The sequence below is a fragment of the uncultured Jatrophihabitans sp. genome (genome assembly GCF_964252635.1).
Lineage (GTDB): Bacteria > Actinomycetota > Actinomycetes > Mycobacteriales > Jatrophihabitantaceae > Jatrophihabitans.
In genome coordinates this window covers 69867-96781 of sequence record NZ_CAXUNP010000013.1, presented here as the reverse complement: position 1 = coordinate 96781, position 26915 = coordinate 69867, and the positions used below count along the sequence as shown (strand labels likewise).

Annotated in this window: 24 protein-coding genes, 1 tRNA gene and 1 pseudogene; 9 read left to right on the top strand and 17 right to left on the bottom strand. The window is 68.6% G+C overall.

From position 1 onward, the window contains the following. Positions 1 to 107 precede the first annotated feature (107 nt). The 5 genes from ACFFCA_RS08455 to ACFFCA_RS08435 form a co-directional block, all read right to left on the bottom strand. Positions 108 to 1652, bottom strand: a complete 1545-nt coding sequence (locus ACFFCA_RS08455; RefSeq protein WP_375483710.1) for a TIGR03767 family metallophosphoesterase — start codon at positions 1650 to 1652, stop codon at positions 108 to 110. 10 nt (positions 1653 to 1662) lie between these two features. Beyond that, positions 1663 to 2760, bottom strand: a complete 1098-nt coding sequence (locus tag ACFFCA_RS08450; RefSeq protein ID WP_375483708.1) for an ABC transporter ATP-binding protein — start codon at positions 2758 to 2760, stop codon at positions 1663 to 1665. Next, positions 2757 to 3692 (bottom strand): ABC transporter permease, encoded by a 936-nt coding sequence (locus ACFFCA_RS08445; protein WP_375483706.1) that lies wholly within the window; start codon positions 3690 to 3692, stop codon positions 2757 to 2759. The genes ACFFCA_RS08450 and ACFFCA_RS08445 overlap by 4 nt, the downstream gene beginning before the upstream one ends. Beyond that, positions 3689 to 4567, bottom strand: a complete 879-nt coding sequence (locus tag ACFFCA_RS08440) for an ABC transporter permease (RefSeq protein WP_375483705.1) — start codon at positions 4565 to 4567, stop codon at positions 3689 to 3691. Before ACFFCA_RS08440 ends, ACFFCA_RS08445 begins: the two co-directional genes overlap by 4 nt. 111 nt (positions 4568 to 4678) lie before the next feature. Continuing rightward, on the bottom strand, positions 4679 to 5869 hold the full coding sequence (locus tag ACFFCA_RS08435) for an ABC transporter substrate-binding protein (protein ID WP_375483703.1): 1191 nt from the start codon (positions 5867 to 5869) through the stop codon (positions 4679 to 4681). Positions 5870 to 6083: 214 nt separating this feature from the next. Between ACFFCA_RS08435 and betA the strand changes: the two genes are divergently transcribed. Then, on the top strand, positions 6084 to 7757 hold the full coding sequence (gene betA / locus ACFFCA_RS08430) for a choline dehydrogenase (RefSeq protein WP_375483701.1): 1674 nt from the start codon (positions 6084 to 6086) through the stop codon (positions 7755 to 7757). A 263-nt stretch (positions 7758 to 8020) separates the two neighbouring features. Here the strand turns inward: betA and ACFFCA_RS08425 are convergent, their stop codons facing one another. Then, positions 8021 to 8215, bottom strand: coding sequence for a three-helix bundle dimerization domain-containing protein (locus tag ACFFCA_RS08425; RefSeq protein WP_375483699.1), 195 nt, complete (start codon positions 8213 to 8215; stop codon positions 8021 to 8023). Between the two features lie 856 nt (positions 8216 to 9071). On the opposite strand from ACFFCA_RS08425, the gene ACFFCA_RS08420 reads away from it, so the two are divergent. After that, positions 9072 to 10535 (top strand): CHAD domain-containing protein, encoded by a 1464-nt coding sequence (locus ACFFCA_RS08420; protein ID WP_375483698.1) that lies wholly within the window; start codon positions 9072 to 9074, stop codon positions 10533 to 10535. A gap of 97 nt (positions 10536 to 10632) precedes the next feature. On the opposite strand, the gene ACFFCA_RS08415 is transcribed toward ACFFCA_RS08420, so the two are convergent. From ACFFCA_RS08415 to ACFFCA_RS08390, 6 genes are all read right to left on the bottom strand, one after another. Continuing rightward, the gene (locus tag ACFFCA_RS08415; RefSeq protein WP_375483696.1) at positions 10633 to 11334 is read right to left on the bottom strand and encodes a phosphonatase-like hydrolase; all 702 of its coding nucleotides are present in this window, start codon (positions 11332 to 11334) and stop codon (positions 10633 to 10635) included. Continuing rightward, a complete protein-coding gene (gene phnA, locus ACFFCA_RS08410) occupies positions 11331 to 12659 on the bottom strand; it encodes a phosphonoacetate hydrolase (protein WP_375483694.1) in 1329 nt (442 codons plus the stop codon). The genes ACFFCA_RS08415 and phnA overlap by 4 nt, the downstream gene beginning before the upstream one ends. Beyond that, the gene (gene phnE / locus ACFFCA_RS08405; RefSeq protein ID WP_375483692.1) at positions 12656 to 13486 is read right to left on the bottom strand and encodes a phosphonate ABC transporter, permease protein PhnE; all 831 of its coding nucleotides are present in this window, start codon (positions 13484 to 13486) and stop codon (positions 12656 to 12658) included. Before phnE ends, phnA begins: the two co-directional genes overlap by 4 nt. After that, a complete protein-coding gene (locus ACFFCA_RS08400) occupies positions 13483 to 14241 on the bottom strand; it encodes a phosphonate ABC transporter ATP-binding protein (protein ID WP_375483716.1) in 759 nt (252 codons plus the stop codon). Before ACFFCA_RS08400 ends, phnE begins: the two co-directional genes overlap by 4 nt. A gap of 146 nt (positions 14242 to 14387) precedes the next feature. After that, positions 14388 to 15335 carry a phosphate/phosphite/phosphonate ABC transporter substrate-binding protein gene (locus ACFFCA_RS08395; RefSeq protein WP_375483690.1) on the bottom strand — a complete coding sequence of 316 codons (948 nt, stop codon included), beginning with the start codon at positions 15333 to 15335 and terminating at the stop codon, positions 14388 to 14390. 71 nt (positions 15336 to 15406) lie between these two features. Then, the gene (locus ACFFCA_RS08390) at positions 15407 to 16522 is read right to left on the bottom strand and encodes a TIGR03364 family FAD-dependent oxidoreductase (protein ID WP_375483688.1); all 1116 of its coding nucleotides are present in this window, start codon (positions 16520 to 16522) and stop codon (positions 15407 to 15409) included. 162 nt (positions 16523 to 16684) lie between these two features. Between ACFFCA_RS08390 and ACFFCA_RS08385 the strand changes: the two genes are divergently transcribed. Both ACFFCA_RS08385 and ACFFCA_RS08380 read left to right on the top strand, forming a co-directional pair. Next, positions 16685 to 17428, top strand: a complete 744-nt coding sequence (locus ACFFCA_RS08385; RefSeq protein ID WP_375483686.1) for a GntR family transcriptional regulator — start codon at positions 16685 to 16687, stop codon at positions 17426 to 17428. A gap of 301 nt (positions 17429 to 17729) precedes the next feature. After that, entirely contained in the window at positions 17730 to 18788 is a 1059-nt protein-coding gene (locus tag ACFFCA_RS08380; protein ID WP_375483684.1) for a zinc-binding dehydrogenase, read from the top strand. Here ACFFCA_RS08380 and ACFFCA_RS08375 read toward each other — a convergent pair. Beyond that, positions 18770 to 19381, bottom strand: a complete 612-nt coding sequence (locus tag ACFFCA_RS08375; protein WP_375483714.1) for an HD domain-containing protein — start codon at positions 19379 to 19381, stop codon at positions 18770 to 18772. The two genes, ACFFCA_RS08380 and ACFFCA_RS08375, sit on opposite strands and share 19 nt — an antisense overlap. On the opposite strand from ACFFCA_RS08375, the gene ACFFCA_RS08370 reads away from it, so the two are divergent. Continuing rightward, positions 19350 to 20207, top strand: coding sequence for a DMT family transporter (locus ACFFCA_RS08370; RefSeq protein ID WP_375483682.1), 858 nt, complete (start codon positions 19350 to 19352; stop codon positions 20205 to 20207). The two genes, ACFFCA_RS08375 and ACFFCA_RS08370, sit on opposite strands and share 32 nt — an antisense overlap. Positions 20208 to 20555: 348 nt before the next feature. Here ACFFCA_RS08370 and ACFFCA_RS08365 read toward each other — a convergent pair. Together ACFFCA_RS08365 and ACFFCA_RS08360 are read right to left on the bottom strand one after the other, a co-directional pair. Next, a tRNA-Val gene (locus ACFFCA_RS08365) sits at positions 20556 to 20630 on the bottom strand. Between the two features lie 53 nt (positions 20631 to 20683). Beyond that, positions 20684 to 21085 carry a TIGR02611 family protein gene (locus ACFFCA_RS08360; RefSeq protein WP_375483680.1) on the bottom strand — a complete coding sequence of 134 codons (402 nt, stop codon included), beginning with the start codon at positions 21083 to 21085 and terminating at the stop codon, positions 20684 to 20686. A gap of 89 nt (positions 21086 to 21174) precedes the next feature. Here ACFFCA_RS08360 and ACFFCA_RS08355 point away from each other — a divergent pair, with 89 nt between their 5' ends. From ACFFCA_RS08355 to ACFFCA_RS08340, 4 genes and pseudogenes are all read left to right on the top strand, one after another. Further along, entirely contained in the window at positions 21175 to 21948 is a 774-nt protein-coding gene (locus tag ACFFCA_RS08355; protein ID WP_375483678.1) for a 3-hydroxyacyl-CoA dehydrogenase, read from the top strand. 35 nt (positions 21949 to 21983) lie between these two features. Further along, the gene (locus tag ACFFCA_RS08350; protein ID WP_375483677.1) at positions 21984 to 22760 is read left to right on the top strand and encodes an enoyl-CoA hydratase; all 777 of its coding nucleotides are present in this window, start codon (positions 21984 to 21986) and stop codon (positions 22758 to 22760) included. A 54-nt stretch (positions 22761 to 22814) separates the two neighbouring features. After that, positions 22815 to 23216, top strand: coding sequence for a universal stress protein (locus tag ACFFCA_RS08345; protein WP_375483675.1), 402 nt, complete (start codon positions 22815 to 22817; stop codon positions 23214 to 23216). Between the two features lie 16 nt (positions 23217 to 23232). Beyond that, positions 23233 to 24378 (top strand): annotated as a pseudogene (locus ACFFCA_RS08340) (acyl-CoA dehydrogenase family protein). On the opposite strand, the gene nadB reads toward ACFFCA_RS08340, so the two are convergent. Both nadB and nadA read right to left on the bottom strand, forming a co-directional pair. Further along, positions 24375 to 25871 carry an L-aspartate oxidase gene (gene nadB, locus ACFFCA_RS08335; RefSeq protein ID WP_375483673.1) on the bottom strand — a complete coding sequence of 499 codons (1497 nt, stop codon included), beginning with the start codon at positions 25869 to 25871 and terminating at the stop codon, positions 24375 to 24377. The pseudogene ACFFCA_RS08340 and the gene nadB sit on opposite strands and share 4 nt — an antisense overlap. Before the next feature lie 26 nt (positions 25872 to 25897). Then, a complete protein-coding gene (gene nadA / locus ACFFCA_RS08330) occupies positions 25898 to 26869 on the bottom strand; it encodes a quinolinate synthase NadA (protein ID WP_375483671.1) in 972 nt (323 codons plus the stop codon). Between the last annotated feature and the right edge of the window lie 46 nt (positions 26870 to 26915).

Genomic DNA, 26915 nt, shown 5'->3' with positions numbered 1-26915 from the left:
GAGCCAGCCCATCGCACCTCTCGGACGCTACGACTCACGCCGTGTGCCCACCGTCCGGCGGGCCATTAAGGATGGCTGCCGCAACGCGAGACGCGACCGTCGTGCGCTCACGCCCAGGGGTCGGGCATCGCGAGTAGCAGGTCACGGTCGGCCGGGGTGCCGTTGCGCCGCCGTTCGACCAAGGGGCGTCCGCGGTCTTGCCAGTCGTTGGCCGCAAGCTCGCGGGATAGCCCGGCCAGGCCGTCGACCGAGTCGGTACCGCCCACCCACGGTGCCTGGCCTATGTGGTCGAGCATCGTGGTCGCGATGTTCAGGCGACCTGAACCCTGCAGCACCTCGACGACCCGCGCCTGCTGCGGCCAGTCGATCAACGACGGCGCAGTCAGCTCCCACCACGAGCCGTGCGGCACCACAGCCGTCGCGTGCGTGTGACCGTTCAGCCAGAGCACGACGCAGGGATGCCTGGCCAGCACGGTAAGAAGCTCGGCGCCGAGCACCCGCCGCCCTCTCGGGGCGTCGGACGTCCGGTCGTTGACGAGCGTGGACATCGGGTGGTGGCTGGCCAGGACGACGTAGCGGCGGTCCGCGTCGGCGGCCCGCAACTGCGCCTCGAGCCAGTCGAGCTGCTCAAGGTCAAGCGATCCCTGCCACCCGCCGTGCTCGTTGACGGTGTCCAGCACCAGAAAGCTGATGCGTTCGCTGTGGTCGTGGCGGTAGTACGGCTGGGCGCCGAACCCGTGCCCGGCTGGTCGCGCCGACGGGTGCCGGTGCGCGTCGAGGAATTCATTGCGCGTGACCATGCGACGCGCCGCGTCGGGGGTCACGGCGCGGCGCTCGACCGCGTCGAGGGTCGCGAGTGCCGAGGGGTCGCACGCAGCGAGCCGGGCCATCAACGCAACGACGTCGTCCCACGGCGGGTCGATCAGGAAGCCGGTTGCCTTCAACGAACTAGTCGACACCTGGCCGGCTACCGCGTCGGCCGCCCAGGTGCCCTGCATTAGCTGGTCATGGTTGCCGTGTACGGCTAGCCACGGCACTGTCAGCCCCGGTGAGTCGAAGGGGCGGCGTACCGCTTGGAGCAGCCCGGGCACCCGGGGGAAACCGTAGCGGGCGCGCGGCAGGTCATCGCCGCCGGTCTCGGGGTGCCAGAACCGCACATCGGGACGCATTCCGTCGGCGACTCCTTCGTAGCGGTTGAGGTCGCCCGAGTCCGGATGTACCGTGCCACCGTCGAGCAAGTTGAGGTACCAAGCGAGCTCGTTGGCCTGGGCATTGTCGGTGTTGTCCCCGGTGACGATGGCCAGATCGACCGGCGCGCCGCCCACCGGCCCAGCTGACATCGCGTTGACTGCCCGCACCATCGCGGCCACCACTTGCGTCGTGAGGATCTCCTGCGCGCGGTAGGTGCCGACCTCGCCGACCAGGTCGTGGACCGGGGAGTCGGGGTCGGCCCAGCGATCGAGGAACTCGACCCGGGCCGGCGACTGCGCGTCGCACACGTGTAGGTCTGAAAGGTGCACGACGGTGACAAGCGGCGTTCCCGAGTCGCCGATGGCGTCGGCGAGGTCGCAGCGCAGGACCCTTGGCGCCGACGGACCGGGCACTAGGGAGTGGTAGCCACCGCGACCGGGCGCGCCGGCCTGAAGCGTCACCGTTGTGCCATCACGTCGCGGCAAGCAACACGGGCCGTTCGAGCAGGGTCACCGAGGCACGGCGGCCGGGGGTCAGCTCGCCGCTGCGGTGCGACGGTATGTCGGCCAGCAGCTCGGTCCCGTTGGTCTGCATGAGCCGCAGCCGCGTGAGGGAACCGCGGAACGTGGCCACGATGACCGTGGCGTCGCCTGCCTCGTTGGCACTCACCACCATTGCCTCCGGCCGCACGAGGACGGTGACCGCGGCGCCGACATCAGGCCGTTCACCGTCGGCCGGCAGGATCTGGCTACCGACCCGCACCCGGTCGTCGGCTTCGACGTGGCCAGGCAACCGGTTCATTGCTCCGACGAACTCGGCGACGAACGGTGTCGCCGGACGGTCGTAGAGTGTGGCCGGGTCGGCGCATTGTTCCAGTCGGCCGGCGCGCATGACGCCCACCCGGTCGGCCATTGACAGCGCCTCCTCTTGGTCGTGGGTGACGAACACCGTCGTGACGCCGAGCTCGAGCTGTATGCGACGGATCTCGTCGCGAAGCTGTTCACGCACCTTGGCGTCGAGCGCTGACAGGGGCTCGTCCAGCAGCAGCACCCGTGGCTGCACCGCCAGCGCGCGGGCTAGCGCTACGCGCTGCTGCTGTCCGCCCGACATCTGATGCGGGTATTTATGCACGTGCTCGCCCAGTCCTACGAGCTCCAGCAGCTCGGCCGCTCTGGAGCGCCGCGCTCCTGTGCCGTGCTTGCGCATACGCAGACCAAAGGCGACGTTGTCGGTGGCCGTCATCGTCGGGAACAGGCTGTAGGACTGGAACACCATGCCCATGTCGCGTTTGTTGGCAGGCGTCCGCGTAATGTCCGCGCCGTCGACGAGCAGCGATCCGGAGCTCGGCTGGTCGAAACCGGCTAGCAGCCGCAACGCGGTGGTCTTGCCGCAACCCGACGGCCCGAGCAGAGCTAAGAGCTCGCCGGGCTCGATACGCAGGTCCAGGCCGTCAAGTGCCGACGTGGCACCGAAGACGCGCGTCACGGCGCAGAACTCGACCGCGGTTCCGGACCGCGTCGGGATCACGGCGGCGAGCCCGGCGGGGTCGAGTGACGACTGCGTTGTCATGCTGTGGCCCCCCGTTTGCCGCGCGCAGTGATTGCTCCGATGGCGAGCAGAATTACCTCGACGAGTAGCAGGCTGAACACGGACACTGCAGCCTGCACCTGGCCGGAACGTGTAGGCAACTGTGCCAGCCACACCGGGAAGGGCTTGGTGTAAAGCAAGATCGAGGAGATTGTGTACTCGCCCATCACCAGGGCGAAGCAGAGGAATGACGCGTTGATCAGCGAAGTACGCAGGCACGGCACGATGACCCGTAGCAAGACCGAGGGCCAGCTGGCGCCGAGGTTGCGTGCGGCCTCGACCAAGGTCGCGACGTCGATGGCCCGGATCCCGGCATCGATGGCCCGGTAGACGAACGGCATGGCCAGCATGACGTAGAGCAGGGCCAGCAGCAGCGGGTGGTCAGTGTCGCGAAGGAAGCGCAGGACCTGGAAAGCGAATCCCTCGTCGTGGCCGGCGGCGGCCCCGCTTGAGGGTGCGGCCGCCTGATACACGTCGCTGACCCCGACGACCAGGACGACGGGCGGGAACACAAGCGGCAGCAGCGTGAGAATCTCGACGCTGCCGCGCATGCGCGGCACGCGCAGGTGCAGCAGCAGCTGCGTCGGCACCATGAGCGCCAAGGCAACGACAATGGTGACGACGGCGATCTCCAGGGAGTAGACCAGGGCCTGAACCAGGTTGATCTGCCCGTCACCAGGATTGGTGAAGATCTGCCGGTAGGCCGAGAACGTGATACCGCCGTGAGGGTTCTGCACCGTGAAACTGATGGCGGCCACGAGCGGGCCGATGAAGTAAACGGCGGCGACGAGCAACACGACCCGGCGCCCGACCTGGCCGCGAGAACGCCGGCGGCGGACGGGTGGTGGCGCGTCGGCTGCCGGCGGCACGAGCGTGTCGACCACCGCAGCTCCCGACACCGCGGGATTGGTCATGTGAGCCACCTTGACGTCCGACGTTGCAGGAGTTGGTAGACCACCGTCAATGGCAGCACGATCACGATCATGTCCAGGGCCAGGGCGGCGCCGAGGTTCTCCTGGCCGGGCAGCACGTTGCCCGACAGCACCGACTGAATGCGGATCGTCACCAGCGGGAACGAGGAGTTGATTGCGTACGCGGTCGCGAAGGCCGAGAACGACGAACAGAACAGCAGCAGAACCGAACCCAAGAAACTTGGTGCTAGTACCGGGCCGGCGACGTGGCGCCAATAGGCCCACCGGCTGGCGCCGAGGTTCTCGGCCGCTTCTCCCCACTGCGGTTTGAGACCTTCGATCGCCGGTGTCATGACCAGCACCATGAGCGGCACCAGGAAGTAGAGGTAAACCAACGCAAGGCCGGAGAGCTGCGACAACTGTACGTGCCCGTCATCGACGAGTGAGAAATGGAAGTGATCCTGCAGGAACGTGGTCAGGACGCCGGAGTTGGTGTCCAGGGTGGCGATGAACAGGAACGCCAGCGGGATTCCGCCGAAGTTGGCCAGTACCGCCGAGCCAGAGGTGACGACCTGGCGCAGCACCGAGTTGCGGGAATTCACGACCGCCGACGCCAGCACCATTCCGAGCACCGCACCGACGACCGCCACGAGCGCCGACAGCTTGACGCTGGTCTCGAGCGAGGTCAGGTACACCCCGTGCAAGGACTGCGAGAGGTTGGCCCCGGTGAACCGCGTCGTCGACGTGTGGACGAACTGCTGGGTGACTGGGTCGCGCACCGTTCCGTTCGACGTTGTTGTCCGCCGAAATGCGTCAACCAGGATGAACCCGATCGGCATGACGAACACCAGACCGACGAAGGCAAAGAACGGGATCAAACCCAGCCAGGCCCACGTGCGTCGCAGACCTGGACGCCGGCGGGGCCGAACGGTTCCGGCCCCGCCGGCGTCAGCGAGAGTTGTCACAGAGGTTGACCCGGTCCGCAACGATCAACCCGACACCGCTGACGCCCACTTGGCGGTCACGACGGCCTTCGCCGCGGTGATCTGTGCCTGGCTGGGGTTGAACGAGTTCGAGTCGGTCACTGGCGGGATCTTGGCGACCAGCGCCTTGTTGGCGGACCCGTTTGACTGCATCGCGACCAGCTCAATGGGACGGGCATAACCGGCCAGCCAACCGTTCTGACCGTCGGTTGCCTTCTGGCTGTACAGATATTCCTCCCAGAGGCGTGCGGCGGCCGGATGAGGTGCGCCGATGTTGATGGCCTGCGCGTAGTAGCCCGACACAAGGCCGTCCGAGGGGTCGGTGACCTTCCAGGTGATGTTCTTAGCCTTCAGCGCCGAGGTCTCGGCTGCGTTGAGGTAGTCCCAGTCCAGCACGATCGGAGTGGCCCCGGAGGCGACCGTGGCCGGCGTGACCTTCGTCTTGTTGAAGATGCCCTCTGAATTCAGCTTCTTGAAGTAGGCAATGCCCGGCTGGATGTTGGTCGCCGAGCCACCATTGGCCAGGGCCGCGGACCACACCGCCTCAAAAGCGGCGTTGGCGCTCGTCGGGTCGCCGTTCAACGCGACGGCACCCTTGTAAGCGGGGTTGTCGAGCTGCTTGATGGTGGTCGGGCAGGTCTTGATCTTGGTGGCGTTGCAACCAATCGAGATGTAACCGCCGTAGTCGCTGAACCAGAGACCATCGGAGTCCTTCTGGCCAGTCGGGATGTCGTTCCAGCTGGCCACCTTGTACGGCGCGTAAAGGCCGTCCTGGGCGCCGGACAGGGCGTAGGAGTTTCCCACGTCGACGACGTCAGGTGCGCTGGCCTGACCTTTGGTGGATTTGAGCGCATTGATCTCGTCACCGCTGGATCCGTCCGGGTTCTCGCTGGTGACAGCGATGCCGTACTGCTTCGTGAACCCGGCGATGATCGAGGCGTAGTTGGCCCAGGTCGGCGGCAGCGCTATGACGTTCAGCTTGCCCTCCTTCTTGGCCGCCGAGACCAAGGCGGCCATGCCGCCGCCGGCCTGCGCCGACTGCGCCTTCGACCACCCGACCGCAGCGCTTCCTGCTTTGCTGCCGCTGTCGGACGCGTTGCCCGAACCGGCTTTACCTGAACCGCTGCTCGAGCAGCCCGCCATAACGATTGCGGCCGCGGCGGCCACCGCCACGGTGCCCATCATCTTGTATTGCATCCCCGCTCCGTCTCCACGCCTGCGCCGTCGGACTGGTGCCCGCTGAGCGCGATCGATGTCGGCCGTACGAGGTGATTGACGCCTACGGACTTGTCTAGTGGGTGAACGACGAGCGAACTCGAGCCTTGCTGTTCGCTGATCCCTCGGCGGAGGCTCAGATCTTGGCCCTTGCGCGCTAGGTTCTCCGCGTGACCGCAACGACAGCAGGGGTCGGATGAGCTCGAATCGTTACGACTACGTGATCGTCGGCGCAGGCTCAGCAGGTTGCGTGCTGGCCAATCGGTTGTCCGCCGACCCGGCTGTTAAAGTGCTGGTCCTTGAAGCCGGGCGCCGGGATAGGCAGTGGGACGTTTTCATCCACATGCCGGCGGCGCTCACCTATCCGATCGGCAGTCGGCTCTATGACTGGCGTTTCGAGTCCGAACCCGAACCGGCGATGAACGGCCGGCGGATTTATCACGCGCGCGGCAAGGTGCTGGGGGGCTCGTCAAGCATCAATGGCATGATCTTTCAACGCGGCAACCCACTTGATCTGGAACGGTGGGCCGCCGACCCGGGGATGAATACGTGGGACTACGCGCACTGCCTGCCTTACTTCAAGCGGATAGAGGACTGCACCGCTGCGGGGCCGGATGACCCGCTCCGCGGTCACGGTGGACCTCTCACCCTCGAACGAGGCCCCGCTGACAACCCCTTGTTCCAGGCCTTCTTCCGGGCCGCCGCTGAGGCTGGTTACACGCGCACAGAAGACGTGAATGGTTACCGTCAGGAGGGATTCGGCCCGTTCGACCGCAACGTCCGGCGTGGGCGCCGGTGGTCGGCTGCTCGTGCGTACCTGCATCCGGTGCTGCATCGTCGCAACCTCGACCTGGTGACATTCGCGCACGTGACCGAGGTGACCTTCGACGGCGCGCGTGCCACTGGCGTCCGGTACGAACGCGGTGTTGGTCGCCTACGGCAAACGAAGACAGTCGCGGCCGGCACCGTTGTGCTGTGCGGGGGTGCGATCAATACTCCCCAACTGCTGCAACTGTCCGGCATCGGAGACGCTACCGAGTTGGAGGCGTTGGGCCTCGACGTCCGGGCAGACCTGCCGGGCGTCGGCCGGAACCTGCAGGACCATCTCGAGGTGTACATCCAGCACGCGTGCACCGAACCCGTTTCGGTGCAGAAATACCTCAAGCGGCGCTGGATGCTGCCGGTGGGCGCCGACTGGCTGTTCCGACGCCAAGGTCCCGGCGCGAGCAACCACTTCGAAGGCGGCGGGTTCGCCCGCAGCAACGATGAAGTCGCTTACCCCAACCTGATGTTTCATTTTCTGCCGATCGCGGTGCGCTACGACGGTTCAGCGCCCGCGTCGGGTGACGGCTACCAGGTGCACATCGGACCCATGTACTCGGACGCGCGCGGAACAGTGCAGATCGTGTCGTCCGACCCGCACGCCAAGGCCCAATTGCGATTCAACTACCTGTCGACTGAACAGGACCGTCGGGAGTGGATCGAAGCCGTTCGCGTCGCCCGCCGGATTCTCCGGCAGCCCTCAATGGAGCCTTATAACGGTGGCGAGCTCTCACCCGGACCTGACGTCAAGACCGACGAGCAAATTCTGGACTGGGTGCGCAAAGACGGCGAGACCGCGCTGCATCCGTCGTGCACGGCCGCGATGGGCACGGGGACCCACGCGGTGACCGACCCGCTGACCATGGATGTGCACGGGCTCACCGGACTCAAGGTTGTCGACGCATCCGTCATGCCCTACATACCTAACGGCAATATCTATGCGCCGACCATGATGGTCGCCGAGAAGGCAGCCGACCTGATCCTCGGCAACAGCCCGTTGCCTGCCGAGCCTGTCCGATTTTATCGGCACAAACCGGCCGAGCGGTGAAGTCCCCGCGGCAGCGTCGACGCGGCATGAAAGCGCGTGTGTCTCGTCTTTTACCGGCTCCTGGAGCTATCTACTCAGAGTCCTATGGCGATCATGGACAGCCTGTACGTGCTTGAGATCACGCCCTCTGACCATTTGGCGGAGAACTAAGTCGCCTGCCAACCGCACATCGACACAATCGCTGCCGTCAGCTCGGCTGGCGCCTGGGCTGACCGGACTTAGACGCGGTGGTCAGTCAATTTGTCTAGATCGGCGCGAACGCCTCATTCGACTAAGACCGGAACAAAGTCGCGAACCGCGCTGCTGTCAAAACCCTCGTAACGACCCTGGATCCTGGCCGCGATCTCTTCTGCTGATAGCTCCGGGAACTGGATTGCCAGTCGCTCGGCCAGTGCGTCCAGCGCTGCCTGCTCGGCCTTGACACGGCGGGCTTGCTGGGCCTCAGTAGTTGTCGTCATGACCTACCTTGTAGAAACCGGACATCAGACGGCACCATGCTTGCACGCTTCAGCATGCCGACGTCAAGGCGGTGTGCCCCACCCTGGATGGGTGGAAGCTCGTCTCCCCATTTCTGGAACGCCGGGTTACGGACACAAAGAATCGCCCTACTTCCCCACGCCCTACGTCGACGCGGCTGATCATCGACACCGTCGACACCTAGCCGGGACCTGGCCAGGAAGGTGATCACGACGGTCGACGGATCCTGGGCAGCGCCCACCTAGACCAGGCAGATCGCGTTGCGGTCCTGATGTTGGACGCCGCCACCGTTATGGCCAATTTCAGGGCGTTGAGTAAGCACACATACTGTCCGCACAGGGCGTGACAACGTCCTACTCTGCCGCGACGTGCGGCTGTTTCGGACAGCACCAACTCCGGCTCACAGACCACGATCTATCCGCGCGGCCGGGCAACCGCGGTTGCTGCGCAGGCCGGGCACCCGCTGCCCAGCGCGCCGTGTAGCAGCAGTGGGTTGTCTGGAGCCATGGCGGCAAATCAATGACTTATGAGCCATCCATGACTGGGCCGCAGGCGCTCAGTTGCAACCGGCTCGACGAGGACAGCTCGCACCCATGACCCTGGACCCCGGCAACAGCAAGATTCTTGCCCCGGACGAAGTACCAGGGCGCACTTTTCAATGGCTACCTCCAATCTAGGTCGGTCTCCGCCGGTTGAATCCGTGCCCGCGCTCTCCCCTGGGGATACTGTCCGCCAGCGCGAGACGGCTCGGGCTGCGGTCACCATTCACGCCGCCGGACGGCATGTTCATTTTGGCTGCGTACTGTCTCTGGTTCGCACACGAGATGGCTGGATGGCATGAAACCGAGCAAGCAGCAGCAACACACGAATAAGTTCGAGATACCGGACGGCCCGTGGACGGACGTGGACCTCTCGGGTGTCGTCCCGCCGGGTGGCTCGTTGTCGCATCGAACTGCAGCCCTGGACACCATGTACTACGACACCGCGGACTTCGGACTGCTCCGAGCTCGACTGGCGCTACGGCGGCGCAGCGGCGATGAGGACGCCGGTTGGTTGCTCACATTGCCGGCAGGCGACGCTCCCACCGAGCTGCATCTGCCGATCGAGGGCCGAGGGGTGCCGGCACCGTTTCGCCAGCTGACCCTCGGCGTGCGTTCCGGGCAACCGCTGCGCGCGGTGGCGCGGGTGCGGACGCAGCGTGACGTGCGTGTCATTCATGGGGTCGACGGGTCGGCCCTGGTCGAGCTGGTGCTCAAAACCGTGACTGCAACGCGGCTGGGGTCGACGGCCGTGATGACCCGGTGGCGGGAAATCGCGATCGACGTGCGGGAAGGGGACCATGCGCTACTGAAGCGGGTCTCGAAACAAGTCCGCAAGGCCGGGGCCATCGTGTCCGCTTCTTCCCCCACGCTTACGCGCGCGCTGGGCGACGCTGCACCTGGCACCGGTGCAGCAGACGACGGCGCCTCAGCGGGTGCGGACCTGGCCGGGCTGGTGCGCACGTATCTGAACGGACAGCACGACGCCGTTCTGGCTGGAGATCTTGCCCTCCGGCGTGAGCAGGGCCAGATCCACGCCACCCGGGTTGCGATCCGCCGCTACCGCAGTGTGCTGAAGGTCCTCGCCGACGTGTTCGACACCGAGCGCGCATCGGCTCTGGACGCCGAACTCCGCTGGTACAGCGGGATCCTCGGAGCGGTCCGGGATCTGCAGGTCCTCGGTGATCACCTGCGGGCGGAGCTGGCCGACCTTCCGCAGCAGTACGTGCTGGGCCCGGTCTCGGCCCGGCTGGAGCAGACCCTGACCAGGGAGATCACGGGTGCCCAGCGGACCCTGTCCGCGACCCTTCGTGGTCGCCGGTATCTCGCGCTGCTGGCCGAGCTGCAGACCTGGTCCGTCGAGCCGCCACTCATCGGTGCGCACGGCAAACCAGCACGACGGGTCGAGAGGTACCTGCGCTCAGCAGACAGGAAACTCGAGCGCCGCCTCGCTGCCGCCGACCGACTGCCGCAGCACGACCCCAACAAGGATGCGGCGCTGCACCGGGCACGCAGGGCGGCCAAGCGGGCCCGCTACACGGCCGAGCTGAGCCGACCGGTCCTGGGCAAGACGGCGCGCACGTCGAATAGCTCAGCGAAGAAGCTGCAAACCAGCCTCGGCGAATATCAGGACGCTGTCGTCGCCACGACGTTCCTGCGCCGGCTCGGCGCGGTGGCCGGAACCACACCAGGGGAGAACGGCTTCACCTTCGGCGTCCTGCTGGCGAACGAGGTACGCCGCGCTCGAGAACACCTTCGCTGAACCACAACCTCGGCGGAGCGGCACAGGCGCTCCGCGCCGCGTACGGGTCCGCTCAGGGTCTGCCCGACTGCACTGGAGGTCGGTCGACGCGGAACCGCTAGAGGCCGACGACGACACCAACGGGCTGGCCTCGTCGACCGAGGAAGCCGGGAAGTTCGGCGACGTCGGCCAGGACCTCGGTCGGTTCGGCTGCGGCGAGCGTCTCGGCGCTGACGTCACCGGTGAGCACGGCAAGTACCACCGCGGCGCCGGCGTTGTGGCCGGCCCTGATGTCGCGGACGGTGTCCCCAGCCACGAGCGTACGGCGTACATCAGCGACGCCGGTCATCTCCATCGCCCGGAAGATCATATACGGGGCCGGCCTTCCCGCCGGAACGTCGTCGATGCAGACGACCGCGTCGACCACATCGGTGTCCCAACCAAGCGCGGTCAGCAGTGAGGTCGTGACCTCCCGGTCGAATCCGGTGGTCAGCGCGACCTTGACGCGTGATGAACGCAGATTCGCGATGAGCTCGGGGACGCCCGGAAAGGGCGCGGGGGGCTGGGCGCGGTAGGCAGCGGTGAGCCGGTCGCGGAAGTCGGCGAAGCCTGCGTCGACGGCTTCGTCCGTGACGTCGACGCCGCTCTCACCGAGCAGCGCCGCAATGGCCTCGCGCTTGCCGGCGCCCATCCAGGCCTCGATCTGTGTGGGTGTCGGATCCGCGCCGAGAGCCCGGACGCTGTCCGCCAGGACGCGGTACACGATCCCTCCTTCATCGACGGTGGTTCCGGCGACGTCGAAGACGGCAAGCTCGATCATGCGGAGGACCTCTCGGTGGCAGTGGCCGGCGTGTGCATGCGCTCGACCAGGGTGGTGGCGGCGTAGAACGCGTCGTAGTTGTGGACGAGCGCGGCCCCGGCGCCGCCTCGGGGCGATGCCCCCAGTCCCAAACTCAGCGCGGGCCGGTCGAGTCGTCGGTTGACGATGAACGGGATCGCCAGCTCACCGAAAGCGCCGTGCGAGCGCAGGGGGGCGTCGAGACCGCGGACATCGTGGGCGGCGACACTCTTGCCCATGGCGGTCGCGGCGTCACCGAGAACGACGATGTCACCGATGCGGTCGGCCGGCATGGCGAGCTGCCGCGCCGCATCCGCGCGCTCGTAGGTGGTCTGAATGCCGTCAAAGGTGCGCAGTGCTTCGGCCAGCGCCGCGGGGTCCACGTCGTCGGGAAGGTGGACGTAGGCGATGGAGCCGAGCGCGCCGTGATGGGCGACGTAGGGGTCCGTGATCGGCAGGACGACCCGCACGTCGCGACGTCCGCCGAGGAGCCGCGCAATCTCGTCCTCGAGGTAGATGACGTGTGCTCGACCGTGGGCGTCGGACTTGGCGCTCATGCCGTGGTCGGCGGTGAGCACGACCGTGGCGCCGAGCGCGTCGAGCGATTCCGCGTACCGGTCGATCATGGCGTAAAAGTCCTCGGCGGCCGGGCTTCCTGGCTCGTGCTTGTGCTGGACGTAGTCGGACAGGGAAAGGTACGTCAGATTCGGTCGCTGTTCGCGCACCAGGTGAACCCCGGCCGCGAGCACGAACTCCGAGAGGTCGGCGGAGTAGACCTCCGGCGCAGGACGGCCGATGAGTTCGGGGACGGCCGTGATGCCGTGTCCGGACAGAGTCGTCCCGTTCGCGTGTTCGGCCGAGAAGCAGACCGCACCCGGCAGCTCGAGCCCGGTGGCCAGCAGCCGGCGCAGCTTGTCCTTCGCCGTGACGACCGCGACGTCCAGGCCGGCGTGCTGGGCTGCGGCGAACACGGTGGGGCAACGGAGCAGCTCCGGTGACGTCATCGGCTGCTCGGCCCCGGTGGCGACGTCGTAGTAGGTGTTGCCGCTGATGCCGTGCACGGCGGGCGGGCGTCCGGTCGCGATGGAGAGGTTGTTCGGGTTGGTCAGCGCCGGCATGGCACAGTGCGCCGGCCACGAGGTGCCGGCTCCTGCCAGCAGCGTCGCCAGCCAGGGCATCCGGCCCGCCTGGAGGGCCTGCTCGTGGTAGCCGGGGGCGCTGCCGTCGATGCAGATCACCACGACCGGCCCGCCGCCGACGACGTACTCGCGACCATTCACCTCGAACGCTGTCCGAACCGGGGTCATGCGGCAATGCGCTTGCGTATGAAGGCCGACGCCTGGTCCACCGCGATGACGAGGACAAGCACGATCAGGATCTGGGTGACCATCTGGTCGAAGCGGAACAGTTGGATGGACTGGTCGATGAGGAAACCGATACCGCCGGCCCCGACGAGCCCGAGGATGAGCGACGAGCGGACGTTGACGTCCAGGCGATACAGCAGCAGGCCGACGATCTGCGGCAGGACGGTGGGCAGGACGGCGTTGGTCGCGACCTGAGCGCTCGACGCCCCGCCCACCCGGAGCGCGTCGCGGGGACCGAGATCGCTCTCCTCCATGGCCTCGGCCCATAGCTTGCCCATGACGCCGGTGTTGTGGAAGATCAGCGCGAGCACGCCGGGGAACGGCCCGAGACCGACGGCGGCGACGAATACGAGCGCGAACACCACGTCAGGGATGGCGCGCAACGTCGAGAGCAGGGTCCGTGCGCTCTGGTAGACCCACGCGTTGCGGTTGGTGGCGCGGGAGGCGAGCAGCGCGAGCACGAAGGCGGTGGGGATGGACAGCGTCGTCCCGAGCAGGCCCATGTAGAAAGTAACGAGCGCGGCCGTGATGCCCGGGTGCACCACCTTGTCCCACGAGAAATCGGGCGGAAATGCGCCGGAGAAGAAGTTCTGCAGGCCGTGCCACCCGCTGACCAGCTCGCTGACGGAGATGTCGGTCTTGCGCCAGGCGATCACGTGCACCGCGATCAGCGCGGCCAGGACGACGAGGCCGAGCACGCCGATGGTCTTGCGGCGGGGCGGATCGGGCACGGGCGGTCGGCCGGTGGGCTTGTCGAGGGTGACGGTCACAGCTCCTCCAGGGCGGCGGCGCGGTCCGGGGCGTACAGGCGGTCGATCTCGTCGTCGCGGACGTAGCGGGGTGCCTTGTCGATGACGACGCGGCCGCCGAGCAGGCCGACGACCCGATCGGCGTAGCGCAGCGCGAGCTCGGGTTGGTGCAGCACGGCCACTACGGCGTAACCCTCCTGGGCGAGGTCGCGCAGCAGGCCGACGACGTTGTCGGCCGCGGCCGGGTCGAGGGCAGACACCGGCTCGTCGGCGAGGACGACGGTGGCACGTTGGCACAGGGCCCGGGCGATCGCGACCCGCTGCTGCTGTCCGCCGGACAATCGGCCCGCGCGCTCGCCGGCCCGCTCAGCCAGTCCGACGCGGTCGAGACACCGCATGGCTTCGAGTCGCACGTCACGGGGAAACAGCGCGGGAGACAGCGAGCGCCACCACCGCAGGCGACCCAGCGCTCCGCAGCAGACGTTGTCCAGAACGCTGCGACGGCGGACCAGGTGGATCTGCTGGAACACCATGGCAACCTTCCGGCGGGCCTCGGACGTGCGTTCCCGGTGGCTGGGGTCGAGTGCCACGTCGGCGACCCGGATGGTGCCGTCGTCGGCCTCGAGCAACCCGACCACACAGCGCAGGGCAGTGGACTTGCCCGACCCGTTCGCCCCCAGGATCGCGACGAATTCCCCGGCACGCACCTGCAGCTCGATGCCCTTGAGCACCTCGACGCCGGCGAAGGACTTCCGGACGTCGATGAGTTGGAGCAGCACCGGCGCCGTCGGCTCATCGATGGTGACCAGCGGTGGGGGCAGCTCCGCCCGCGCCTCGGCGAGGATCCGCGGATCGACCGCTCCGGTGGGGCGATCGGTGCGTTGCGCCGAGCGCACCGGGCGACCGGGCGGCCCGGCGAACGTCATCCGGCGTCCTTGGCGGTGAGCCCGAGGGTGCGGGCCAGCGAGAACAGCGGCTGATAGGTGGTCTTGGAAACGGTCACCAGGGGGCCGGCCGGTTCGACGTCGAGCAGGGCACCCAGCTTGGCGATGTCGCTCGGCGGCAGGTTGAGCAGCGCTTTGGTGACCGCGGCCTTGAAGGCCGGGCTGAGAGAGCTGCGCAGGGTGATCGGGTCGTTGGGGATCGGCGCCGAGGTCCAGATCTGCCGGAACTTCGACGGGTCGAACTGCTTGGCCGCGGTGGCGGTGGCCAGCTGCTGGGTGTTGATCTCGGCGGCGTCGACCTTGCCGTTCTTCAACGCGAGCAGCGACTGCGGGTGCCCGCCCGCATAGGTGAGCTTGAGGTCGGAGTCCTTAAGCCCTGCGCTGCGCAGCGCGAAGCGGGGGAAGGCGTCACCGGACGTGGAGCCGACGCTGGACAGCGCCAAAGACTTGCCCTTGAGCTGGGCGACCGTGGTGATGCTCGAGTTCCTCGGCACCCAGATGCCTGCCTTGTAGGTGCTCAGCTTGCCGGTGGAGTCTCCGAAGGAGGCCACGGCCTGGGCATTGGCCTGCTGGCTGGCGAAGACGAAGCCCAGCGGGCCGAACTCGGCGACGTCGAGCTTGTTGTTGCGCATCGCCACGACCTCGGCCGAGTAGTCGGACACGATGCTGGTCTGGACCTTGCAGCCCAGGGCCTTGCCGAGCGACTTGCCGACGAGCTGGAAGGCGGGTGTGAGCTTGGCCGGGTCCTCGAACGGTTCGGTGGCCATCCGCATCGTGCCGCCTTTGGGGCACGAGACCTTCCCGGCAGCTGCGGCGGTCCCGGTTCCTGACGAATGGGAGCTCCCGGAGCTGGAGCCGCAGGCGGCGAGGGCGACCAGGAGCACGGCGCTCCCGGTGAGGGATGCGGTGCGACGAGCGAGCTTCATGGCGGCTTCCTTCGAGGTGTCGGGCGGTCGGTGTGCGGGACGGGCATTGCCTGCTGGACGGCGGAGCTCGGTCAGAGGAGGGAATCGAGGACGGACGGGGCCAGACCCAGAGCGGTGGTCATGCCGATGCCCGAGGTCACGGACACGACGCGGACGCCGTCGGTGGGGGTGGCGATCAGGAACGGTTCCGGCGCGGACGCGTAGACGCCCTGCCAGCGTTCGAGCACCCTGAGCTGCGGGACACCCAGCAGACGCGCGGTCTCGTCGAGCACGAGTGCGTCCAGACGCTCGTCGGTGAACGGCGACAGCGTCCGGTCGTAGTCGTGGGTGTCGCCGATGGTGAGGCTGCCGTCCGGGCGCTGCGTGAACATCAGGTTCAACCCCGCCGCCACGGCGTAAGGGGACTCGGCGGTCAGCCGGTTGCGCACCTCAGGTAGGGACGCGCAGTCCTCGAACCCGTCATAGCGCAGCAACGAGTGACCGGTCAGGACGGCGGGTGCGATCGGGCGTCCGTGCGGGTCCGCGACCCGCAACATCTGCAGGGCGCAGCGGCGCACGTCGTGCGCGAAGGCCAGGTCGGGGAACAGGCGGTCGACGTCGTGGCCGAGGCACACCACCGCCCGCCGGGTGGTGATCGAGCCCCGCGAGGTGCGGACGACGCCGGGTTCGATGCCCGTGACCGAGGTGTCCCAGACGAACCGGACGCCCTGATCGGCCAGCCACGTCGCGATGGCCGCGGCAGCAGCGCGAACGTCGATGCGCAGGTCGAGGGGGAACAGGGCACCGCCGATCACTCCTGCAGCGAACGGGGCACGGTCGGCGATCGCGGCCCGGTCGAGCAGGACCACGTCGTCACCGCGCTGCTCGGCGAACTCAGTGAGGACGGCGAGCTCGTCCGCGGCCCGGGCGAGAACTATGGTGCCGGTCTCGGCGACTGCGAAACCAGCGTTCTTCCCGAGCTGGGTCCAGCGCGACCGTGCCTGCATGGCGTAGTCGAGGGCGGCACCGGACTGCGCCGTGATGCAGCCATGGCCGAAGTTGCGTACCGAAGCGCCGACGGCAAATTCATTGCGTTCGATCACGGTGACCTCGAGGCCGCGCAGGACCGCGTCGTAGGCGTGAGCGAGGCCGACAATCCCGGCGCCTACGACCACGAGATCCGCCTGCGGCCACCTCGAACTTGTCATGACAAGAAAGGTCTACGACCCAGGACGAGCCGTCAATGGCTGGCAGACGAAACGCGGACAGTGTTTTCCTGCCGTTCACTTGCCTGAATTTCCTGGGCTACCTGTCCAGAAGGGCTGTCAACATCGAAGCCTCACCTGTACGTTCAAGTTGTGACAACCGCTATGCACGCGACGATTGCGGAGGATTTGCGGCAGAGGATCCGCTCGGGCGAATTCGCGGTCGGCGAGGCGTTGCCGTCCGAGTCCCAGTTGTGCACTGCGTGGGACGCGTCGCGAGGCCCGGTGCGCCAGGCGCTTGCCTCCTTGCGCGCCGAGGGTCTGATCGCCGGCGGTCGGGGCAAGCCCCCGGTCGTGTGCAGCACGTCGCTTGCCCAGTCGTTCGACACGCTGCTCTCGTACTCGGCGTGGGCTCAATCGATCGGACGCGTGCCGGGCCAGCGCACCCTTGAACTCGCTTTACGGCCGGCCGACGAGACGGTCGCCGAACTGCTCGGTGTCGACATCGGCGATCAGGTTGTCCATGTACTGCGGCAACGGCTGCTCGACGGTTTGCCCGCGATGCTGGAGCGCAGCTGCTTCCTCGGCGAGGTCGGGCGCCAGCTTTTCGAGTTCGACTGCGACTCGGGCTCGCTGTGGGCCTACCTGCAGTCGCGGGGCGCCGACTTCGCCGCGGCGTCGCACGTGATCGATGCGCTGGGCGCCGACGAGGTCGACGCCGAGCAGCTTCACCTGCCTCTCGGGGCGCCGTTGCTGCGGCAGCAGCGCTGGGCCCGCAACAGTAGCGGGCGGGTCCTGGAGTACTCCGATGACCGTTACCGGCCGGAGATCGTCAGCTTCACGATCGGCAACACCCTGGACACCCGCATGGCGCTGAGCCGCAACCTGAACTCGGAGAAACGAACATGATCACCGCTCCGGTACGTCTCGTCGTCTGTGACATGGCCGGCACTCCCAGCGACGACACGCCACCCAGGGCGGAACTTCTCGACAGACTCGCCCAACACTTCCGCCCCCGGCTTGATCTCGCTTACGAGACACACCCGCACCTCGATGCGGGCACAAACGCTGCCGCCGGCATGGTCGGCGGCGTGCCGGGCGGCGCAAGCAACGCGCCCGCACTCGGCCGCGCGCCAGACTCGCACATCCTCGCGTCAGTCGCCGACGTACCAGGACGGCTCGGGCTGCCCCCCGACGCGCTCGCCGGATCATGACCATCGCTGCTTCGCCGGTCGTCACCCGTGCCGCGGTGTGGCACGGCGGAGACTGCATCGTGGTCGAAAACCTGCCGGTGGCCGCGGTGCAGGCCGGCGAGGTGCTGGTGCGCGTCCGGCTCGCGACCGTCTGCGGCAGCGACCGCCACACCGTTAGTGGCCGTCGCCCGTCGCCCTGCCCGTCGGTCCTCGGCCACGAAGCGGTGGGCGAAATTGTCGAGTTGGGAACCGGGGGCGCCTGCGCAATCGGCGGTTCGCCCCTGCACGTCGGACAACGCGTCGTGTGGTCGGTGACGTTGGGCTGCGGCCAGTGCGACCGGTGCCGGTCCGGGGTTAGTGCCAAGTGCCGCACGCTGCGGAAGTCCGGGCACGAGCCGCTGAATTCCGGCTGGCCGCTGTCCGGCGGTTACGCGGAGCACGTGTTGCTGCCGGCCGGGCTGGCCGTCGCAATTGTGCCTGACGAGCTTCCCGACGCGTTTGCCGCTCCTGCCGCATGCGCCACCGCCACCGTCATGGCGGTCGTCGATCGCGCCGGCCCGCTCGCTGGGCGGCGCACGCTCGTCGTCGGCGCGGGCATGCTGGGCTTGACCGCCTGCGCCTCCGCGAGCAGGGACGCGGCGGCTGAGGTAATCGCGGTCGATCCCGACGCCGGGCGCCGTGAGCTCGCGCTGCGATGCGGTGCCACCGTCACACTCGCATCGGTCGATGAGGCCGCCGAGGTCGACGTCGTGCTCGAGTTCTCGGGCGTGTCCACCGCGGTCGAAGCGGCCCTCGGGCGCCTGGACGTCCAGGGCGTGGCGGTGCTCGCCGGTTCGGTTGCGCCCGGTGCACCGGTGGCCCTGGATGCCGAGGCGGTGGTGCGACGCCACCTGAGCATTGCGGGGGTCCACAACTACGAGCCGTGGCACCTAACGCAGGCGATCGACTTCCTGCTCGCGACCTGCCAGTCGGTGCCGTGGCAGGAGCTGGTGGCTGACCCGCTGCCGCTCGACGACCTGCCGGGTCTGCTCACCGGGCCGGCCGGCCCGAAGCCGCGCTACTCGGTCGCGCCCTGAGCCGCGGCCACGAGAATCGCGTGCTGCCGCATCGGTCGGGACCAGGTCTCGAGACCCGGCACGTCGAGCTCGACAATCTTGGCCGCTTCGTCAGCCCGGCGCAGCGCGATCGCGTCGGCGGCAAGCGGCAGGGCGAGGAACGCCTCCATCTCGGCCGGGGCCATCGCGGCCCCTTGACGCTGCAGGCTGAGCCGGCTGGCCTCCGACAGCTCGTAGTCCTCGGTGGCGGCCAGGTAACGCTTGGCTGCTACGTGCAGGCCGACCAGCTCCGCGACGCGTGTACCCAGCACCGGCGCGACGATCTGTCTGCCCGTGCGCGCGTGATCGGGGTCGTCACTGACGGCGTGGCCCACGTCGTGGACCAGACCGGCCAGTTGCAGCTCGACGTCGTCGGGATGGTGTGCGCGAAGTTCGTGAGCGCACTGCAGACCGTGTTGCAGCAGGTCGACCGGGTCGCCTTCAGGCGGTGGGGCGTCATAGACACCGTCCAAGGACACCAGTAGTGCCAGCAGCTCGTCACAGTCCGAGATCGGCGGTCGCACCCGTACACGGTAGCGCCACGTGAACGCCGGTCCACTTGTGCTCGTCCTCATCGCGGCTTTGGCGCACGCACTGTGGAACTTGGCGTCCAAGGACGCTGACGGTGACACGTTTGTTTTCGTCTGGGCTTATACGGCGCTGTCCGGCGTGCTGTGCCTGGTTGTCACGGTGACCGTGCCCATGTCGCGCGGCGAGACGCGGACGTGGTCGTTGGCCCTGGCTGCGTTCGTATCTGCGGCATTGCACGTCGTGTACTCGCTTGTTCTGCAACGGGGGTACCGATCTTCCGACGTCGGCCTCGTTTACCCCGTCGCTCGCGGCACCGGCCCACTGCTAACCCTGATCGTCGCGATCGCCCTACTGGGCGAGCGGCCCGGCGTCGTCGCCACGCTCGGCGCTCTCCTGATCATCGCCGGCGTGGTGGTCGTCATCGGCAACCCGTTCGTGGGCGGGACGCCGCTCGGCCCATTGCTATGGGGAGTCGCGACTGGGGCGTCGATCTCGGCGTACACGCTGTGGGACAGCTACTCGATCGCCACCCTGCACCTCCAACCGGTCACCTACTTTGCGGCGACCCTGATTCTCGAGACGCTGCTGCTCTCGCCGTGGGCGGTGCAGCGGCGCTCGGCGATCCCCAAGACGGTGGGGGCGAACTTGCGCGCTATCGGCCTGGTGGCAATTCTGTCGCCGCTCGCATACATCCTGGTGCTGACCGCGTTGCAGACTCTGCCCGTCGCGATCGTCGCGCCGCTGCGCGAGTCGTCAATCGTCATCGCTGCCCTGCTCGCCTGGTGGCTGTTTCACGAACGGCACGTCGCCCGCCGGATTGCCGGCGCCGCCGTTGTCCTGGGAGGCATCGCCTTGATCAGCCTGCGCTGACCGGCAGACGGTTATCGAGCCGACCCGTCGCATCTCTGGACGCGACGACCGAAGCCGTAAGCCCACCGTCGAGTCTCAATCAGACGGATATCGCACGCCAGGCACGGCATGGGACGACAGACAGCTCGAGACCTCGATGACTGGACTCGCGCGTTTCGAGAGCGAGCGCAGGCTCTCGCGAACGGGCATCGCAGCCATTAATCGATGTCAATCACTGCCTGCCGACGGCACCCAACGGTCCATGTTTGGTGAGCGTGTGCGGACTAAATGCGGACTGAATTCGAAAACCGCGGACCGAAAGTGAGCGTGGTGTGGCCGCTAAAAGGCCGGGATCGCTGGGCTAGAAGCTGGTGGGCGATACTGGGATCGAACCAGTGACCCCTGCCGTGTGAAGGCAGTGCTCTCCCGCTGAGCTAATCGCCCGGGACGACCGCTGGATCGTGCGAAGCGGCGCGGATCAGACTACAGGGCACCGCTCAGGCATAAAGAACGACGTACACGGCCACGAACACGGCGGCCAGGAACACGACGCCGAGCAGCCCGACCAGGCCCTGGATCCACCGGGGCTGGCGCTTTACCCAGTCCGTCCACCGCTGCACCTGGTCCCGGGCGAAGCGCAGCAGCCGCCGGGCCCACTCGTACTCGGTGGCCAGCACTCCGAGGCCGGCGAAGATGATCAGCCAACCTGGGCCCGGCAGCGGCACCAGCACGATGCCGCCGAGCACCACGACGACGCCGACGGCGGTGACGGCGATGCGCCAGCCGAGGGTCCCTCCCGGTCTGGCGCGCACGCCCTCACGGAAGGCCTCGGCCCGCCGCACCAGCCGCTTGGGCGAGGACTCGGACTCCGGCGGGGACGTCGTGTCCGAGCGCGTCATGCCTGAACGGTAGGTGCGCCAGCTGTGCCCGGGCTGGGCGCCGGCGACGAGCGCCGCCGGTCCTATAGTCGGGCCGATACCGCCAACGGATGGAGCAGCCAGTGCGTCTCGACGGAGCCGTCGCGCTCATCACCGGCGGGGCCTCCGGGCTCGGCCTCGCCACTGCCCGCAAGCTGACGGACGGGGGCGCCGCCGTCGTGCTGATCGACCTGCCCTCCTCCGACGGGGAGAAGGTGGCGGCGGACCTCGGCGCCCGGGCCCGCTTCAGCCCGGGCGACGTGACCTCGGAGGACGACGTCCGGGCCGCACTGAACGTCGCGGCCGAGCTGGGCACGCTGCGCGTCACCGTGAACTGCGCCGGGATCGGGCCGGCCGCCAAGACCGTGGGCAAGCACGGCCCGGCACCGCTCGGCGACTTCACCAAGGTCGTCACGGTCAACCTGATCGGCACCTTCAACGTCATCCGGCTCGCGGCCGAACGCATGGTGGCCAACGACGAGGTCGACGACGAGCGCGGTGTCATCGTCAACACCGCCTCGGTGGCCGCGTTCGACGGCCAGATCGGGCAGGCCGCCTACTCGGCGTCCAAGGGCGGCATCGTCGGCATGACCCTGCCGGTCGCGCGCGACCTCGCGGCCAGCAAGATCCGCGTCGTCACCATCGCGCCCGGCTTGTTCCGGACCCCGTTGCTGAGCTCGTTGCCGGACGACGTGCAGACCGCGCTCGGCGCGCAGGTGCCGCACCCGGCCCGCCTCGGTGACCCGTCCGAGTACGCCCTGCTGGTCGGCTCGATCGTCGAGAACCCGATGCTCAACGGCGAGGTCATCCGTCTCGACGGCGCGATCCGGATGGCGCCGCGCTAGTCCGCACATCACCACGACAAACGATGGAGGCAACGATGCCGGTAGCCGGCCTGGACGATCTCGAGGTCCTGCTCGACGCCGGGCGGTTGGTCCTGCGGTTCAACCGCCCCGACGCCCTCAACGCACTCACCCCCGGCATGCTCGAGAAGGCTGCGGACCGCATTCACGCCGCCTCCGGCGATCCGGAGATCCGCGTCGTCGTGATCACCGGCATCGGCCGGGCGTTCAGTTCTGGCGCCGACATCGGTGACGGCGGCACCGACGTCACCGGCACGCTCGACGGCGCCAACCACCTCGTCCACGCGATCGTGCACTCCGCCAAGCCGGTGGTCGCCGGCGTCAACGGACTCGCGGCCGGCGTCGGCGCCACGATCGCGCTGTCCTGCGACCTGCAGGTGGTGCGCGGCAGCGCCTACCTGCTGCTCGCCTTCGCCAACATCGGCCTGATGCCCGACGGCGGTGCGACCGCGATCGTCCCGGCCGCGATCGGCCGGGCGCGCGCTTCACGCATGGCGCTGCTCGGCGAGCGCATCCCGGCGGCCCAGGCCCTCGAGTGGGGACTCGTGAGCCACGTCGCCGACGACGACGCCTACGACAACGAGCTCGAGGCGCTCGTCGCCAAGCTCGCCAACGGCCCCACGTTGGCGTACGGGCGCACCAAGGCCGCGCTCGCCGACGCCACCCTCGCGGGACTCGACGCGGCGCACACCACCGAGCGCGCCGGGCAACTGGCCCTGTTCGACACGGCCGACTACGTCGAGGGCACGGCCGCGTTCCGCGAACGCCGCACGGCCGAGTTCCACGGTCGGTGATCGCCGCCGGGTGACCCCTCACGCGAGGGGCCGGCAGCGGCCTACGATCAGCCCATGACCGTCGTCGTGGGCTACGTGCCCGATGCCAGTGGCCTGCAAGCCGTCCGTCTCGCCGCGCAGGAGGCCCTGTGGCGCGACAGCGACGTGATCGTCGTCAATGTCATCGGCGGTGCCGGTTACGCACACCCGACCGCCGCGGACGAGAAGAACCTCGACGCCCTGGACGCCGAGCTGACCGCCGGTGGCGTCCGGCACGAGATCCGCACGATCGAGGCCACGACGGGGCAGCGACCGGCCGAGGCCCTGCTCGAGGCCGCCGACCAGTCCGACGCCGAGCTGGTCGTCGTCGGCATCAAGCGGGTGTCCCCGGTCGCCAAGGCCGTGCTGGGCAGCACCGCGCAGCGCGTCCTCATGGGCGCGCCGTGCCCGGTGCTCACCATCCGGTCCGCGGACTGAAGCGCCGGACCCTGCGATGGACGACGAGGATTTCCGGCAGGCCCTGACCGAGGTCAAGCGCTTCGTGCGCAGCGAGGTGCTGCCCCGTGAGGCGGAGATCGACGAGAAGGACGAGATCCCGGACGAGCTGCGCAAGCAGGCCGCCGAGATGGGTCTGTTCGGCTTCGCGCTGCCGGAGGAGTTCGGCGGCCTCGGCCTGTCGATGGCGCAGGAGGCCGAGCTGGTGGTGGAGCTGTCCTACGCCGCGCCGGCGTTCCGGTCCATGCTCGGCACCAACAACGGGCTGGCCGGGCAGATCCTGGTCATGGCCGGCACCGACGAGCAGAAGCAGCAGTGGTTGCCGCGCATCGCCTCCGGAGAGGTCATCGCCTCGTTCGGGCTCACCGAGCCGGACGCGGGTTCCGACCCGTCGTCGCTCAAGACCACGGCCCGCGTCGACGGAGACGAGTTCGTCCTCGACGGCACGAAGCGGTGAATCACCAACGCCCCCGCCGCTCACCTGGTGATGATCTTCGCGCGGGTGCTGGACGACGGCCAGGACACCGGCATCTCGGTGTTCGCCGTCCCGACCGACACGCCGGGCGTCGAGGTAGGCCCGAAGGACCACAAGATGGGCCAGGCCGGCAGCCTGACCAGCGAGATCTACCTCAGCGACGCCCGCATCCCGGCGACCGCGCGGGTGGGCGGTGACCAGGGTTACCGCATCGCCATGCAGTCCGTGGCACGAGGCCGGCTGTCCGTGGCCGCCATCTGTGTGGGCATGATGCGCCGCCTGCTCGACGAGTCGACGGAGTTCGCCGTCGGCCGCCGGCAGGGCGGTTCGCGGGTGGCCGACTACCAGCTTGTGCAGGCCATGCTCGCCGAGTCCGCGACCGAGCTCTACGCCGGCGAGGCCATGCTGGCCCGCGCGTCGGCGGCGTTCGACGGCGGCACGATCGGGCGGACCGAACCGTCGATGGTGAAGTACTACGCCTCCGAGGCCGTGGGCCGTGTCGCCGACCGTGCCGTGCAGATCCACGGCGGGATGGGTTACATGCGCGGTGTCGCCGTCGAGCGGTTGTACCGCGACGCGCGCCTGTTCCGGATCTACGAGGGCACCAGCCAGATCCAGCAGCTGATCATCGGACGCGGCGTGGTGCGGGCCGCCGAGAAGACGGCCTAGGAAGCGACCCGCACCAGGGTGTCGTCCGCGACCGGGCGACCGTCGGGCCCGAGGCGGACGACGACCGGGCGCAGCCACGCCGTGCTGCTGTCCGGGAAGTCCGCCCGCCAGTGGCAGCCACGGCTCTCCGTCCGCGTCGTAGCTCCGACGACCACGGCCCGCGCGACGGTCGCGAGCGGCCCGTCGCCGAGGGCGGCCAGCTCGTCGTGGGCTGTCGCGAGACCCGACGCATCACGGCGGATGCCGGCACGGGCCGAGAGCACTTCCTGCACGCGTCGGGGATCGGCGTCGTCGCCCAGCTCGACCGTCCGCGCAGGACGCCCGGCCGGTGGCAGCACGAGGGTCAACTCACCGGCCAGCCGGCGCCCGAAGACCAGCCCTTCGAGCAGGCTGTTGGACGCCAGCCGGTTCGCGCCGTGCACGCCGGTGGCCGCAGCCTCGCCCACGGCGTACAGGCCGGGGACGTCGGTGGCGCCGCGACGGTCGGTACGGACACCGCCGCAGAGGAAGTGTTCGGCCGGTGCGACCGGGATGGCGTCCACGGCCGGGTCGACCCCGATCGCGGCACACGAAGCGAGCACGGTCGGGAAGCGGCGCCGCAACGTGGCCCCGTCGATGGCCGTCGCGTCCAACCACACGTGAGCCGACCCGTCACGGTGCATCGCGGCGTCGATCTCGCGGGCCACGATGTCCCGGGGGGCCAGGTCCTCGAGCGGGTGCCGCCCGGCCATGATGCGGCGACCGCGTACGTCGAGCAGGTGCGCGCCCTCCCCGCGCACGGCCTCGGTGACCAGCGGCAGCTGGCCGTCCGCGGCGCCGGTGTGCAGCACCGTCGGATGGAACTGCACGAACTCCATGTCGACGACCGACGCGCCGGCGCGCAGCGCGAGCGCGATGCCGTCGCCCCGGACCGCGGCGGGGTTGGTGCTGGCCCGGTAGGCGTTACCGATGCCGCCGGTGGCCAGCACGACCGCGCGAGCGCGGATCCGACCCTGGCTGGTGGCCGCGCCCACGACACGGTCGTCGTCGTCGAGCAGCAACCCGGTCACTCGCGCGTCGAGCACGGTCACGCCTGCGGCGCGCACCGTCGCCAGCAGGCTGCGGGCGACCTCGGCCCCGGTCGCGTCGCCCCCGGCGTGCACGACACGCGGCCGTCCGTGGCCGCCCTCGATCGTGCGCGACAGCTCACCGGTCTCGTCGCGGTCGAGCACGGCGCCGGACGCGATGAGTTCGGCGACACGGGCCGGGCCCTCCTCGACGAGCACGCGCACGGCGTCCTCGTCACAGATGCCGGCGCCTGCGACATGCGTGTCGGCGGCGTGGTCGGCGGGCTCGTCGTCGCCGAAGGCGATGGCGATGCCGCCCTGCGCCCACGGGGTGCTGCCGTCGCCGGCGCTGAGCACCAGCACCGAGCGCGTGGCGGCCAGGCCCAGCGCGGTGGACAACCCGGCCACGCCCGCCCCCACGATCAGGACGTCGACATCCGTGCTCATTGACACGTCCGCTCCGCGAGCCTCGCTCATTCCCCACCCCCGGGGTTGCCGAGCGCGATCATCTTCTCCACCGCGGACCGCGCTCGGGCGGAGACGTTGGCGGGCACGTCGACCTCGTCGCGGCCCTCGCGCAGCGCGCGCAGCAGCAGGTCCGGCGTGTTCATCTTCATGAACCGGCACGACGCCTTGGGGTTCATCGGCAGAAAGGTCGTCTGCTGGTTGACCTTACGCAGTTGGTGCAACATGCCGATCTCGGTGGCGACGAGCGCAGTACGCGACGTCATGTCCCGGGCGGCGTCGACCATGCCACCGGTCGACAGGATCCGCGTGCGACCCATCGGGAGATCACCCTCGCCGGCCAGCCAGATCGCGGAGTTGGCGCACCCGCACTCCGGGTGCACGAGCAGTTCGGCGTCCGGGTGGGCCGCGACCTGCGAGCGCACGTCGGTCGGGCTGATGCCGGCGTGCACGTGGCACTCCCCCAGCCACACCTGGATGTTGTCGCGTCCGGTCTGCCGTCGCACGTGAGCACCCAGGAACTGGTCGGGCAGGAACAGCACCTCCTGCTCGGCCGGGATCGACTCGACGACCTCGACGGCGTTCGAGGAGGTGCAGCAGATGTCGGACTCGGCCTTCACCGCCGCCGAGGTGTTGACGTAGGCGACGACCGCCGCGCCCGGGTGTTCGGCCTTCCAGGCCCGCAGCTGCTCGACGTCGATGGTGTCGGCCAGCGAGCAGCCGGCGTCCGCGGTCGGCACGAGAACCGTCTTGTCCGGGCTGAGGATCTTGGCCGTCTCGGCCATGAAGTGCACCCCGCAGAAAACGATCGTGCTCGCGTCGGTGCGTGCCGCGATCCGCGACAGCGCCAGCGAGTCGCCGACGTGGTCGGCCACGTCCTGGATCTCCGGCTCCTGGTAGTTGTGCGCGAGGACGACGGCGTCGCGCTCGCGGGCCAGCCGATGGACCTCGTCCTGCCAGCTCGTCACGGTCTGGGTCACGAGCGTCTCCCTCACTGCCGGTTTTCGCCTAGTAGGCGATTACTGG

Excerpts from the sequence above, each read along its gene's own strand:
- ACFFCA_RS08395 (WP_375483690.1), bottom strand. The coding sequence starts at position 15,335 with ATGAAGCTCGCTCGTCGCACCGCATCCCTCACCGGGAGCGCCGTGCTC.
- ACFFCA_RS08425 (WP_375483699.1), bottom strand. The coding sequence starts at position 8,215 with ATGACGACAACTACTGAGGCCCAGCAAGCCCGCCGTGTCAAGGCCGAG.
- ACFFCA_RS08385 (WP_375483686.1), top strand. The coding sequence starts at position 16,685 with ATGCACGCGACGATTGCGGAGGATTTGCGGCAGAGGATCCGCTCGGGC.
- ACFFCA_RS08450 (WP_375483708.1), bottom strand. The coding sequence starts at position 2,760 with ATGACAACGCAGTCGTCACTCGACCCCGCCGGGCTCGCCGCCGTGATC.
- ACFFCA_RS08360 (WP_375483680.1), bottom strand. The coding sequence starts at position 21,085 with ATGACGCGCTCGGACACGACGTCCCCGCCGGAGTCCGAGTCCTCGCCC.
- betA (WP_375483701.1), top strand. The coding sequence starts at position 6,084 with ATGAGCTCGAATCGTTACGACTACGTGATCGTCGGCGCAGGCTCAGCA.
- ACFFCA_RS08345 (WP_375483675.1), top strand. The coding sequence starts at position 22,815 with ATGACCGTCGTCGTGGGCTACGTGCCCGATGCCAGTGGCCTGCAAGCC.
- ACFFCA_RS08380 (WP_375483684.1), top strand. The coding sequence starts at position 17,730 with ATGACCATCGCTGCTTCGCCGGTCGTCACCCGTGCCGCGGTGTGGCAC.
- phnA (WP_375483694.1), bottom strand. The coding sequence starts at position 12,659 with ATGACCCCGGTTCGGACAGCGTTCGAGGTGAATGGTCGCGAGTACGTC.
- ACFFCA_RS08420 (WP_375483698.1), top strand. The coding sequence starts at position 9,072 with ATGAAACCGAGCAAGCAGCAGCAACACACGAATAAGTTCGAGATACCG.
- ACFFCA_RS08375 (WP_375483714.1), bottom strand. The coding sequence starts at position 19,381 with ATGAGGACGAGCACAAGTGGACCGGCGTTCACGTGGCGCTACCGTGTA.
- nadB (WP_375483673.1), bottom strand. The coding sequence starts at position 25,871 with ATGAGCACGGATGTCGACGTCCTGATCGTGGGGGCGGGCGTGGCCGGG.
- ACFFCA_RS08435 (WP_375483703.1), bottom strand. The coding sequence starts at position 5,869 with ATGCAATACAAGATGATGGGCACCGTGGCGGTGGCCGCCGCGGCCGCA.
- ACFFCA_RS08445 (WP_375483706.1), bottom strand. The coding sequence starts at position 3,692 with ATGACCAATCCCGCGGTGTCGGGAGCTGCGGTGGTCGACACGCTCGTG.
- ACFFCA_RS08350 (WP_375483677.1), top strand. The coding sequence starts at position 21,984 with ATGCCGGTAGCCGGCCTGGACGATCTCGAGGTCCTGCTCGACGCCGGG.
- ACFFCA_RS08415 (WP_375483696.1), bottom strand. The coding sequence starts at position 11,334 with ATGATCGAGCTTGCCGTCTTCGACGTCGCCGGAACCACCGTCGATGAA.
- ACFFCA_RS08390 (WP_375483688.1), bottom strand. The coding sequence starts at position 16,522 with ATGACAAGTTCGAGGTGGCCGCAGGCGGATCTCGTGGTCGTAGGCGCC.
- ACFFCA_RS08355 (WP_375483678.1), top strand. The coding sequence starts at position 21,175 with ATGGAGCAGCCAGTGCGTCTCGACGGAGCCGTCGCGCTCATCACCGGC.